Origin of the sequence: Asanoa sp. NPDC049475 (genome assembly GCF_040676915.1) — a bacterium.
Taxonomy (GTDB): domain Bacteria; phylum Actinomycetota; class Actinomycetes; order Mycobacteriales; family Micromonosporaceae; genus Asanoa.
On record NZ_JBFAPY010000002.1, the window covers coordinates 775044 to 788262 of the forward strand.

6 protein-coding genes are annotated in these 13219 nt (G+C 73.3%); 3 read left to right on the forward strand and 3 right to left on the reverse strand.

Going from position 1 to position 13219, the window contains the following annotated elements:
- Positions 1-6: 6 nt before the first annotated feature.
- Positions 7-2211, forward strand: a complete 2205-nt coding sequence (locus AB0J88_RS09795; protein ID WP_364346542.1) for a lantibiotic dehydratase — start codon at positions 7-9, stop codon at positions 2209-2211.
- A gap of 18 nt (positions 2212-2229) precedes the next feature.
- Here the strand turns inward: AB0J88_RS09795 and AB0J88_RS09800 are convergent, their stop codons facing one another.
- Positions 2230-7614 (reverse strand): type I polyketide synthase, encoded by a 5385-nt coding sequence (locus tag AB0J88_RS09800; RefSeq protein WP_364346541.1) that lies wholly within the window; start codon positions 7612-7614, stop codon positions 2230-2232.
- A complete protein-coding gene (locus AB0J88_RS09805; protein ID WP_364346539.1) occupies positions 7611-9281 on the reverse strand; it encodes a condensation domain-containing protein in 1671 nt (556 codons plus the stop codon). Before AB0J88_RS09805 ends, AB0J88_RS09800 begins: the two co-directional genes overlap by 4 nt.
- Before the next feature lie 113 nt (positions 9282-9394).
- Between AB0J88_RS09805 and AB0J88_RS09810 the strand changes: the two genes are divergently transcribed.
- Positions 9395-10012, forward strand: coding sequence for a GNAT family N-acetyltransferase (locus tag AB0J88_RS09810; RefSeq protein ID WP_364346537.1), 618 nt, complete (start codon positions 9395-9397; stop codon positions 10010-10012).
- 51 nt (positions 10013-10063) lie between these two features.
- Positions 10064-11515 carry an amino acid adenylation domain-containing protein gene (locus AB0J88_RS09815; protein ID WP_364346535.1) on the forward strand — a complete coding sequence of 484 codons (1452 nt, stop codon included), beginning with the start codon at positions 10064-10066 and terminating at the stop codon, positions 11513-11515.
- A 299-nt stretch (positions 11516-11814) separates the two neighbouring features.
- On the opposite strand, the gene AB0J88_RS09820 is transcribed toward AB0J88_RS09815, so the two are convergent.
- A complete protein-coding gene (locus tag AB0J88_RS09820) occupies positions 11815-13218 on the reverse strand; it encodes an MFS transporter (RefSeq protein WP_364346534.1) in 1404 nt (467 codons plus the stop codon).
- Between the last annotated feature and the right edge of the window lies 1 nt (position 13219).

Consider the following 13219-nt stretch of genomic DNA (forward strand, 5'->3'; position numbering starts at 1 on the left):
GATCGCGTGGCCGACGAGCACCGCACGGAACTCGACCGGGGTTGGACTCTGTGGCGACTGGCCGCGTTGCGCTCGGCCGGCCTGCCCATCGAACGCCTGGACGTGTTCGCGGCTCCAGCGGGCGACGACGCGAGGCAGTCCCGGCGCGCCGCCTTCGACGCGCTGATCGGCGACGACCGCTTCCTCGCGGCGCTGACGTGGCAGAACCCTGACGCGATCGACACCTGGGCGGGGGCGCACGCGGCGGAGCTCAAGGCCGGCCGCCAGCCCCGGGTGAGCGGGCACCGGTTCGGCAACCGGATGGCGGTGATCACCCGCTACGCGCAGCGGTACAGCGCCAAGAACGACACCATCGGCTTCTTCGGCCCGGTCGCGTGGGCGCGGCTCGGCGGCGCACACTCAGGCCACACCGGCGGTGGCGGGATCCGGCACAGCCAGGTCTACGTCGAGGTCTGGGCGGTGCAGGCGATCGCCGCCGCGTGGAGCGCCGACCCGGCCCTCCGCGACCACCTGCCGGTCCGGCTCGATCCGTCGTGCACGGTCCGCGACGGCTCGGTTGTCCGACCCTACCGCCGCCCGTACGCGCTGACTCCGGAAGAGTCGCTCGTGCTGGTCGCGCTGGCCGACGGCGCTGACCGGGTCGGTGCCCTCGCCGCGCCCGCGGGCGTCCTCGACACGCTCCGGGACGCGGGCGTCGTGCAGGTCGGGTTCCGCGTGCCGATCAGCAGCCATCCGCTGGACGGCCTGGAGCGTCAGCTCGTCGGCTTGCCCGACCGGCTGCACCGCATCGCTCGCGTCCGCGAGTCGTGCGCGGCAGTGGCCGCGGCGGCCAACCCGGAGGAACTGCGCGCGGCCCTGGCGGACGCGGCCCGCGTGCTGGACGAGGCGGCCGGCGTGCCCGTCCGGCGCGACGCGGCCTTCACCGTCGGCGGGCGGACCCCGTTCTACCTCGACTGCCGCCGTGACCTCGACGGAACGGTCGGCGACGACCTGCTCGACGACCTGGCCCGGCCGCTCGGCGTGCTGCTGGACAGCGCGCGGTGGCTCTGCGGCCAGGTCGCCGACGTCGCGGAGGAGGAGCTGACCGCGCGGTTCGAGGCGCTCGCGGCCACCCGCACCGAGGTGACGCTCGCGGAGCTCTACCTCGCCGCCGCGGACCTGCTGGAGCCCGGCGGCGGTGGCTTCGCGGACGTCGTCACCGACTTCCAGCTCCGCTGGGCGGAGATCATCGGCCCGGGCGGCGACGTCGACGCCGCGGTCGCCCGCCGCATGGCCGACGCGCTGTTCCCCGCGCCGCGGCGCACCTGGGCCGCCGCGCGGCTGCACAGCCCCGACCTGCTGCTGCGCCGCCGGGCCGACGGCTCGCTGGCGTGGGTGCTCGGCGAGCTGCACGTCGCCCTCAACACCCTGGAGAGCCGCTTCTTCAGCGCCCAGGCCGACGACGCGGGGGAGCTGGTCGCGGCGATGGCCGCCGACATGGCTCCCGGCCGGGTCGTTCCGCTCTACCCCAGCACCGCACGGGACGTCAGCTCGCGGAGCTACCCGCCGCTGTCGCTGGATCCCGCCGGCCACTACCGCTACGTCTCGTTCGGCTCGGACGACGGCCATCCCGCGGGCGTCCACGGCACGCCGGCGACCGCGATCACGGTCGCCGAGCGCGACGGGGTGCTGGTCGCCACCTCCCGGCGCGACGGGTGGGAGGCGCCCGTCCTGGAGTGCTTCGGCGAGCACCTCAGCTCCGTCGCCGTCAACCTCTTCAAGCTGCGGGCTCCGGCGGTACGCGCGCCGCGCGTCGCGATCGGATCCGTGACCGTGTGCCGGCAGAGCTGGCGCGTCCCGCTGGCGGAGCTGGCCGACATGGCCGGTCGCGACAAGGACCCGGCCCAGAGCCGGCTGCGCACCTGGCTGACCGGGCTGGGCCTCCCGCGGCACGTGTTCGCCCGGGTCCCCGGCGACCCGAAGCCGTTCTTCGTCGACCTGATGGCGCCACCGCTGGCCGACAACCTGGCGCGGGCCGCCCGCCGCGCGGCCCCGAAGGCACCGGCCGGCGCCGAGGTCGAGCTGGTCGAGATGCTCCCGGCGCCGGACGAGCTGTGGGTGCGGCTGCCGGACGGGTCGTACACGTCCGAGCTGCGGCTGGTGGCCGTCGACCCGCAGCCGGCCCGGCCGGTGTCGTGGTCGCTGGCGGAGGCCGCCGGCCGGGCGCGCTGAGCGCGCCCGGACCGGTCGTCAGCCCTCCGCCGCCAGGCGGGTGATCTCGACCGACAGTGCCCGGACGGTCGGGCAGTCGAACAGCACGCCGATGCTCATCTGCACCCCGAACCGCTCCCGGACCCGGCGCATCAGCTGGACGGCGCTGAGCGAGTCGCCGCCGAGCTCGAAGAACTCGTCGTCGGGGCCGAGGGTGTCGACGCCGAGCGCCTCCCGCCACATGTCGGCCAGCTCCGCCTCGACGGTGCCGGCCTGCGGGCCGGCCTGGGTCGCGGCGGCGGGCTCCGGCGCGGTGACGGGCTCCAGGGCCACCGGCTCCACCGTGAGGAGCGGCGCGGTCGCGCGGGTCGCGATCGGCACCGGCCGGCCGCCGACGTACGGACGCACGAGCACCTGGTGCGGTGTGCGGGCGCCGAGCAGCAGGGTGAGCAGCCGGCCGCCCTCGTCGGGGTCGATGCCGTCGGCCAACGGCGCCGGTGCTTCGGCCGCGGGAGGAGCCTCGACTTCCACGGCCGCGGGTGCGGCCTCGCCCTCGGCCGGCTGGTCCAGGAACCGTGGGTGCCGGCCGACCTTGCGCATCGTGTAGCCCTCGATCTCGGCAAGCAGCGTGCCGTCGGGGGCGACCACGGTGATGTCGGCGACCAGCACGCCGGGCTTGTCGGGGCGGCGCAGGACGTGGCTGAACATCGCCTGCGGGAACGGGCGGTGGAAGACCGCGCGCCGGTACATGAAGGGCAGGTGGATGTCGTCGGCGTCGTCCCGGACGCTGGCGGTGGCGCCGTCGAGCAGCGCCGGGTGGGCCTGGGAGGTCTCCAGGTCGCCGACGTACGGGTCGGGCAGCACGATCTCCACCATCCGGTCCCGCCGGTCGTCCGAGCGCCACATCCGCGTGATGCCCTGCCAACGGCCGCCGAGGGTGAACAGCCGGCCCGGGCCGGGCTTCAGCGAGGGCGGCTCGACCTCCGGCAGCCGCTCGATGAACGGCTCCGGCGGTCGCACGTCGTCCTTGCGGGCGCAGCCCGCGATGCGGCCCTCGACGTGCCGCAGCCACTCGTCGTCGCCGGCGCCCTTCGGCCGGGACCGCACCTCGAACCGCCAGGTGTCGCGGCTGGGCGCGAACCGCACGTGCACCTCGCGCGGCGAGTCCACCACCAGCGCGTTCTGGAAGATCGCGTCCTCGAGCAGGATGGCGTCGTCGGGGCTGATCAGGTCGAGGCCGCGGAACGCGGTCATCACCAGGTCGAGGTGGCCGGTGCCGGGCAGCACCGGGCGACCGTCCAGGCGGTGCTCGTCGAGCACCCAGTCGCGGTCGGGGTCGAACGTCACCTCGACCTGCTTCGGGCCGAGGCCGGCCGGGTGTGCGTGGTCCGCGGCCATGCCGACCGTCGACCAGGCCGGCCAGTTGACGCTCAGGCGCCGGTGGCGACCCGGTCCGGCCGCCGCGAACGCGTCCAGCACGGCGTTCGCCGCCGCGTAGTCGCCGCTGCCGGTCAGGCCGCGCAGCGCGGCACGGCTGGAGAACGAGACGAAGAAGTCGAGCGGTGGACGGTCCCGCAGGGCCGTCTCGAGCACCAGTGTGCCAAGCACCTTGGGGTGCAGCACGGCGCGGGCGTCGGCCGGCGCGCGCAGCTGGAGCATGCCGTCGCCGGCGACGCCGGCCAGGTGCAGCACGCCGTTGACGGGGCCGAACTGCGCGGTGACGACGTCGAGGACCCGGTTGACCTGGCGTGGGTCGCCGATGTCGCAGGCCATCGCGCGGACCTCGGCGCCAAGCTCCGTCATCTCCTCGATCTCGTCGAGGATGTGCCGCAGCCGCGGATCCCGGTCGGCCGCCGTCTCGGCGTCGGCGGGCAGCCCGGCGCGGCCGACCAGCACCAGCTTGGGCCGCTGGCCGGTGCGGGCCAGCGCCTTGCCGGTCGCCAGGCCGAGGCCGCCGAGCCCGCCGGTGATCAGGTAGACGCCGCCTGGTCGCGGCTCGGTGGCCGGCGCGGCCAGGTCGAGCGGCTGCTCGTCCGGGACCCACCGCCGGTGGCCGCGCAGCGCGACCAGCTCCTGGCCGTCGGTGGTGGCCAGCTCGGAGACCAGCGTCTCCTCGGCGGTGTTCGGTCCGATGTCGACGATCTTGCAGGCCACGCCGGGCGCCTCCCGGGCCAGCGTGCGGGTGAGCCCGACCAGGGTCGCCTTCACAGGGTCGAGCGGCTCGACACCCGAGACGTCGGCGAGCCGGCTGGCCAGCACCACCACGCGCGGGAAGCGGCCGTTGACCGCGCGCCGCGTGCCGTGCTGCACGAGCGCGAGCAGGCTGACGAACGACAGGTCGAGCTGGGCGTCGACCGTGCGGCTGGTCGGGTAGTCCCAGGCTGGCACCCCCCAGGCGTGGATAAGCACCTCCGGGGACCGGCCGTCGGCGGCCAGGCGGGCGAACACCTGCTCGATGTCGCCGGCCACGCCGGGCCGCACGCGGATCTCGTCGCCGGAGACCGAGAACTGGTCACCGGGCCGTACGCGGACCACGCGCGTGCCGCCGCGCAGCAGCGGGCCGAGCACGATCATGCCCGCCTCCCGGTCCGCGGGCAGGAACGCGAGCGCCAGGGCACCGGGCTCCGCGCGGTCGGCGGCCAGAACCGGCGCCTCGATCCAGGTCACGGTCGAGAACGGGCTGGCCGACGTGACCTGGTCGGGCTCGGCCGCCGGCGGCTCGACGTCGACCTGTGCCTCGGCCTCGACCTCCGCCTCGTCAGCCCGGCGGGGCGCGGCGGGGCCGGTGGTGGGAGTGACCCAGTGGAGCTTGCGCTGGTACGGGTAGCCCGGCACCACGACGCGCTGCCACTCGTGCTCGCCGTCGACGCCGGACCAGTCGACGTCGTGGCCGGCGACCCAGAGCCGGCCGACGCTGTCGAGCACCCGCTCGAGCTCACCGGGGCCGTCCTCGCGGCCCGCGTCCAACGTGGGCACCACGGCACTGCGCTTGTCCCGCACCCCGGCGTGCCGGCGCGCGAGCCCGGTCAGCACGTGGCCCGGTCCGACCTCGACCAAGGTCCAGGCGTCGGCCAGCAGGGTTTCCAGGGCCAGGTCGAAGCGCACGGGCTGGGACACCTGGTCGGCCCAGAAGGCCGGGTCGGTGGCCTGCTCGTCGGTGACGGTCGCGCCGGTGGCGGCGGACACGATCGGGATCTGCGGGGGCCGCAGCGCGACGCTCCGCATGGTCTCGCCGAAGGCGCGCGCGGCGTCGGCCATCATCGGGCTGTGGAACGCGTGTGAGGTGGCCAGCCGGCGCGCGGCGATGCCCCGCTGCGTCAGCTCCCGCTCGTACGCGGCGACGTCGTCCACGGGGCCGGCGACGACCGCCTGGTTGGGCGCGTTGCGGACGCTCAGCACCAGCGAGTCCGGCAGCGTCGCGGCGACCTCGTCGGCCGGCACGGGCACCGACAGCATCGCGCCGTGCGGTGCGTCGCCCATCGCGTCGGCCCGCGCGGCGACGAGCCGGATCGCGTCGTCGAACGAGAAGACCTCGGCGACGGCGGCCGCGGTCAGCTCACCGATGCTGTGCCCCAGCAGGGCGGCCGGCCGCAGACCCCAGTGCCGCAGCGTCGCCGCCAAGGCGTACTCGAGGGCGAAGAGCATCGGCTGGGCCAGCCGCGTGTCGGTCAGCGCGTCGGGCTCCTCGGACTGCCAGGCCTCGCGCAGCTCCAGGCCGTGCGCGCGGAAGCCGTCCAGGCACCGGTCCATGACGTCGGCGAAGACCGGAAGCTGCCGGTAGAGGTCCGTGGCCATCCGGCTGTGCTGCGCGCCCTGGCCCGGGAAGAGGAACGCCAGCGGGCGGTCGGCCGGCGGGGCGTCGTCGTTCGTGGTGAACGCGCCGGACTCGAGTGCCGCGGCGGCACCGGCGGCGTCGCGACCGACGGCCGCCGCGCGGACCTTGTGCACCGTGCGCCCGCGCTGCAGGGTGCTGGCCGCGTCCTGGAAGGTGGCCGCGCCGTCGCCGCGGAAGTAGTCGACCAGGCGGTCCCGGCCCGCGTCGACCGCGTCGCGGGTGCGGCCCGACCAGACCACGACGCGCGGGCGCTCGTACGCCGTCGGCACCTGCCGTGGTGACGCCTCCTCGAGGATCGTGTGCGCGTTGGTGCCGCCGATGCCGAGCGAGCTGAGGCCGGCCCGGCGCGGCGTGCCCGGGGTGCGCGGCCACGGCCGGAGCTTGTCGTTGACGAACAGCGGCGTCCGCTCCAGCTCGAGCTTCGGGTTGGGCTCCGTGAAGTTGACGGTCGGCGGGATCTCCTCGTGCTCCAGGGCGAGCGCGACCTTGACGATCTGCGAGACGCCGGCCGCCCAGACCAGGTGGCCGATGTTGGACTTCACGGAGCCGATGCCGATCGACTCGCGCGGCAGGTCGCCGCCACCGAGCCGGCGGTACGCCTCGGCCAGCGCGGTGACCTCGATCGGGTCGCCGAGCGCGGTGGCGGTGCCGTGCGCCTCCACATAGGAGATCTCGCTCGGGTGCACGCCGGCCATCGCCATCGCCTCCATGATCACGGAGGACTGGCCGTTGATGCTGGGCGCGCTGAAGCTGACCTTGTCGGAGCCGTCGTTGTTGATGGCGCTGCCGAGCACGACCGCCCGGATGTTGTCGTTGTCGCGCTGCGCGTCGGAGAGCCGCTTGAGCACCACGGCCGCGCTGCCGCTGCCGAACATCGTGCCCGTGGCGTGCGCGTCGAAGGGCCGGCAGTGCCCGTCGCGGGACCGCACCGCACCCGGCACCCACATGTGGCCCTGCCCGTAGGGCGCCTCGACGTTGGCGCCACCGACGACGGCCGCGTCGCATTCGCCGTAGCGCAGCGACTGGCAGGCGACGTGCAGCGAGACCAGCGAGCTGGAGCACGCGGTCACGATCGTCATCGCCGGACCGCGCAGGTTCAGCTTGTACGCGGTCAGCGTCGCCGAGTAGTCGGTGTTGTTCAACGTGGACAGCTGGAAGATGTCCGCGCCCTTGTATTTCAGGCTCTGCCGAAGGTAGATGTCCTGGTAGTCGCAGGGACCCGAGGCGGAGAAGACCCCGAAGCCGTCGCCGACCTTGGTGACGTCGTAGCCGGAGTTCTCGATCGCGGCGTGCGCCACCTCGAGGAACAGCCGCAGCGCCGGGTCGCAGATGTCGGCCTCGCGCGCCGTCATGCCGAACAGCCCCGCGTCGAAGGACTTGACGTCGGGGACCAGCGGCACGGCCTTGACGTAGTCGGGGTTGGCCAGCTCGTGCGGCGACACGCCGTTCTGGAGCAGCTCCTCGTCGTCGAGGAAGGAGATCGTCTCGCGCCCCTCGCGCAGGTTCGACCAGAACTCGCCGACGTCCCGGGCACCCGGCAGGCGGGCTCCCATACCGATGATCGCGATCGGCTCGACGTGGTCGTTCATGGCCGGGTCTCCTTCACTGCCGGTGGGTCGAACACGGCCAGCCCGGGGTCGGCGTGCGCCGCCGCGAGCAGCCCACCGACCTCGTCGATCAGCAGCCGCATCCGCGCCTCGTCGTAGCGGTCGGCGTCGAACTCGAGCTCCAGGCTGAGGTGGCCGTCGAGCTCCTTGCCGGTGAGCACGAAGTCGAGCTTGCTGGGCATCACGGGGGCGTCCATCGGCTCGTCGTCGATCTCGCCCAGCCCGGTGTCGCCCGCCGCGTGCTCGACGACGTTGAGCACCACCTGGAACAGGGGAGTGCGACCCTGCACGCGCGGCGGCCGGACCTGGCGGACGATGAGGTCCAGCGGCACGTCGGCGTGGGCGTAGCCGCCCAGCGCGCTCTCCCGTGCCCGCGTGAGCACCTCGGCGAAGGTCGGGTCGCCGTCCAGGTTCACGCGGACCGGCAGGGTGTTGAAGAACAACCCGATCAGGTTCTGGGTGCCCACGTCCGTGCGGCCGGTGATGGGCACGCCGAGCACGACGTCCCGCTGGCCGGCCCAGCGCGCGAGCACCGACGAGACCGCGGCCAGCAGCGCCATGAAGACCGTCACGTCGTGCGTACGACACAGCTCGTGGAGTCTCTTGGTGTCCTCGATGGACAGTGCGGCGCGGATCCGGCCGCCACCCAGCCCGGTCGGCGACTCGGTCGTCGGCAGCGTCAGCTCCGCCGGCGCTCCGGTCAGGTGCTCGCGCCAGTAGTCGAGCTGGCGCTCCGTGCCCTGGCCCTCGAGCCAGCCGCGCTGCCACACCGCGAAGTCGCGGTACTGGAGCGGCAGGTCGGGCAGCCCGGCCCGCTCGGGGTCGCCGCCGGCCCGGTACAGCGCCGAGAGCTCCCTGATGAACAGCGCGACGGAGCCGTTGTCGCAGACCGTGTGGTGCGCGGTGATGCCCAGCACGTGGTCGGTCGGGGTCAGCCGGACCAGCAGGCACCGGAACAACGGACCCGTGGCGAGGTCGACGGACGCCATCGCGTCGGCGTCGAGCAGGCGCTCGGCCGCGGCCATGCGGTCCGGCTCGGTCGTCACGTCCTCCACCGGGAGGCGCCAGCCGTCGTCAGGATCGTCGACGATCTGCAGCGGGTCGCCGTCGATGTCCGGGAACCGCGTGCGCAGCGTCTCGTGCCGCGCGCGGATCGCCCGGATGCTGGCCTCGAGGACCGGCACGTCGAGCGGGCCGAGCAGGCGGCGCCGGCCGTGCACGTTGTAGGCGCCGCCGGGCACGATCTGGTCGACCAACCACAGCCGGTGCTGGTCGAAGGAGAGCACCGGCTCGGCGTCCGCCGGCCGGCGCGTCACCACAGGGCGTTCGGCGGGTGCTTGCGCGGCCACCACGGCCGCGAGCGCGGCGACCGTCGGCGACTCGAAGAAGTCGATCGCGCGGACGCTGACGCCGTACGTCTCGCGGATCCGTGTGATGACCTTGATCGCGTGCATCGAGTTGCCGTCGAGGTCGAAGAAGTCGTCCAGCACACCGATGTCCGGGCGCTCCAGGATCTCGCGCCAGATGGTGACCATGGCCTCTTCGTGGGGCGTGCGCGGCGGAACGGGCGGGCTCGTTCGGCGGGCGAGCGCGCCGAGATCGGCACCGTCCGGTTCGCTCGCGGCCTCGGCCCGGGCAGGGTGTGCCATACCGGAAGGCTAGGTAGCGGCACGCGATCGGTGCTGTCGCCGATACACAGGACAGCCTCGCGCGGACCGGCACGGTACGATTTTTTCGTCGCGGGAGAGGACGGTGGGACGGCATGGCTCCGAGGGCCAGGTTGTTGGCGGACGCCACGCTCACCATCCGACCCGCCAACGAGGCGACGTGGGACGACCTCCAGAAGATCCTCAGCGCCACCGCGCCGGCCAACTGCCAGTGCCAGCGCTACAAGATGCAGCCCAAGGAGTGCCTCGTCTCGTTCCCGGCCGAGGAGCGCGCCGACCGGCTGCGGGTGCAGACCGACCCCGGTGCCGCCGACGCCCCGACGACGACCGGCCTGGTGGCCTACCTCGACGACGAGCCGGTCGGTTGGTGCGCGGTCGAGCCGCGGACGGCCTACGTCAGCCTCGTGCGCGGCGGCCGGGTCGCCTGGACCGGCCGCGACGAGAACCGCCACGACCCTGACGTGTGGGCGGTGACCTGCTTCGTCACCCGGGCCGGGTTTCGCCGCCGGGGGATCAGCCGGGCGCTGGCCCGCGCCGCCGTCGACTTCGCGCGTGACAACGGCGCCAAGGCGATCGAGGGCTATCCGCTGACGTCCAAGAACGCGGTCGCCGACGAGCTGCACGTCGGCTTCGAGAGCACGTTCGCCGCCGCCGGTTTCACCGAGGTCTCCCGGCCGTCGGTGCGCCGCGTGGTCATGCGCGTCGACTTCTGACCCCGCAATCGGGGACGCCTGCCCCGCCGGTGGATCGGCGACGATCGGCGCGTGTATGGCTCCCTCACCGAGTGGTTCTTCGCGACCTGTGCCCAACAGCCGGAGCGCACCGCGGTGGTCTGCGGCACCGACAGCCTGACCTACGCCTCGCTGGCCGCCGAGGCCCGCGCGCTGGCCGCTGAGCTGCGGCGCCGCGGTGTCGCACGCGGTGACCTGGTCGGGGTGCGGGTGACGCGGTCGATCGACGTGCCAGTGGCGATCATGGGGACGCTGTTGAGCGGGGCGGCCTATGTCCCGCTCGATCCCGCGTACCCTGCTGAACGCCTGGATTTCATCACCGCGGAGGCCGGCATCCGGCACGTGGTGGGGCAGGACCTGCCGGCCCGGGGTCATCCGCCGGCGCTTGACGGCTCGCTGCCGTCGCTGCCGTCGCTGTCTCGCGGGGATCGCGCTTATGTCATTTACACGTCGGGCTCCACGGGCCGGCCGAAGGGCTGTCTCATCTCCCATGGCAACGTGCTCAGCCTGCTGGAGGCGGCGCTGCCGCTCTTCGACGTCGGGCCGGACGACCGGTGGACCCAGTTCCACTCGATCAACTTCGACGTGTCGGTGTGGGAGATGTGGGGGCCGCTGGTCACCGGCGGCACGCTGGTCGTCGTCGACCCGGACGCGGCGTACGACCCGGAGGCTCTGCTGGACCTGCTGCTCACCCGGCAGGTCACTGTGTTTCTCCAGGTCCCCGCGGTGTTCCGGCTGCTGTTCGAGGCCCACGTCGAGGCGGGGCGGCCGCCGCACGCGCTGCGCTACGTCATCTTCGCCGGGGAGGCGGTCGACCTGGCCACGGCGGCGGCGTTCGCGACGGACTCGGTGCGCTTGATCAACATGTACGGCCCGACCGAGACGACGGTGTACGCGACCTTCAAGCACCTGGACGACGAGGCGCTGCGCGGCACGACGAACCGGTCACCGATCGGGCGGGCGTTGCCGCACCTGACGATCAGCCTGCGCGACGACGACGGCGTCCCGGTCCCGGACGGCTCGGCTGGCGAGATGTGGATCGCGGGCGCGGGAGTCAGTGCCGGCTACCTGAACCGACCCGAGCTGACGGCGGAACGTTTCGTGACGCGCGACGGGGTACGCCACTACCGCACGGGCGACCTGGCCCGGCGACTGCCTGACGGCGAACTGGAGTTCCTGGGCAGGATCGACCGCCAGGTCAAGCTGCGCGGCTTCCGCATCGAGCTCGGCGAGATCGAGACGGTGCTGCGCGGCTGCGCGACGGTCCGCGACGCAGTGGTCGAGGTCGCGCGGGGTTCGGAACTGGGCGACTACCTGGTCGCCTACGTCGTGCCGACCGACGACGGCTTCGCCGCGGGCGAGGTCCGCACGGAGTGCGAGCGGCGGCTGCCGCCACACATGCTTCCGGCGACGTACGTGGTGGTGCCGGTGATTCCGCTGACCCCGTCGGGCAAGGTCGACCGGTCGGCGCTGGCGGTCAGCTAACGGCCCGGCTGAACGCCCGTCGCACACCAGGCCCGCCTGCCTGCCGACTTCCGGCGTCACCGGGTCGGCCGGAAGCGAGGAATTCCTGCCGCTCGCATGAACCTTCCGCACCCTAACCGGTACCCATCACCGTGAGAACGACTAGCTGGCTTTCCGAGCTCGCGCGGCCCCGACCGTCGCCTCCGACAGCGCTGTCGCTATGCGACCGTTTGCCGCCGACGACGGTGTTGCGGCTTTAACGGGCGGTGCTTGTGGCTGCGTCTGTGTCGGGCGGTGCCTGTCGTCGGCGGCGCTGCCGCCTACCGGACCGTTGTCGTCGCCGACGGTTCCTGGACGGCGTCGGACGACGCCGTGGGCTCGTCCGTGGAGGCCTCCGCCGGCGCCGCGCGGTCCGGCAGCTCCTCCTCGAGGCGGCGCAGGCGGCCGAGCATCGCGCCTACCGCCACCGTGACCACGACCAGGAGGCCGACGAGCATCATCAGCAGGGCGATGCCGCGGCCCGGGCCGTCGCCGATCAGGGTCGTCAGGCTCTCCGAGCGCACCTCGTCGCGGCCGACCAGCGGCTCGAAGACCTGGTCGACGGCTACGCCGGCCAGGACGTTCGCGATGAGCTGCGGGATCAGGCCGACCATCGTCAGCAGGGCCATCACGCGGCCCATCAGGCGCATGTCCACCTTGGTCTGCCAGATGGGCTGGTGCGTCGTGTTGATCAGGACCAGCGCGCCCATCGCGACGAACGCCGCGCAGGCCACCAGGGGGATGTTCGGGCGCAGCGAACCCACGATGGTGGCCACGCCGAAGAGGAGGGCGAACGCGAACACCGCTCGGACGCGGCGGCTCGGTCCGCCGGTCACGCTGACTACCACGCCCGCGATGATCATGCCTAGGCCGCCGATCGACAGGACCACGCCCAGGCCCTCCGAGGAGGTGAACGAGAGCACCAGCGGGCTGATCAGGAGCTCCACGAAGCCGGCGCTGAAGTTGAGGGACGCCAGGAAGAACAGGAGCGTCAGCAGCCCGCGGCGCTCGGCCACGTAGCGCCACGCCTCGCCGAACTCGCGCAGCAGCGTCGTGGGCGTGCCGGCGGTGGTCGCCCCGGATCGGACGTGCGGCACGCGCACGAGATAGAGGGTGGCGATGGCGGCGGTGTACGAGATGACGTCGATGACGATGATGCCCGTCAGGTCGATCGACACGAGCAGGAAGCCGGCGGTGACCGGCGCCAGCACCTGGCTCACGGCGATCGCGACCATGCGCAGGCCGTTCGCCTGGCCGAGCTGCTCCTTCGGCACCAACTGCGGCGTCAACGCCCCCAGCGCCGGCACCTGCAGCGAGGTGAGCAGCGACGTGACGATGACGATGACGTAGACCTGCCAGACCCGGAACGTGTCGGTGGCGACGAGCGGAGCCAGCGTCAACGTGACGAGCATGCTCCCGATGCTGCTGATCATGAGGGTGCGCCGGGTGCCCCAGCGGTCGACCAGCGACCCCGCGAACGGCGAGGCGAGGGTCGCCGGGAGCAGGCCGAGCGCCAGGATGATGCCGAGGGTCGTCGCCGAGTCCGTCAGTTGGTAGACGTAGACGCCGAGCGCGAAGCTGGTCAGGTTCGACCCGATCATCGAGGCGAACTGCCCGACCCAGATCGTCAGGTACGAGCGGAACCCGTTGGCCGGCGCCGCCGACTCCTGTGCCACGTCGGTCATC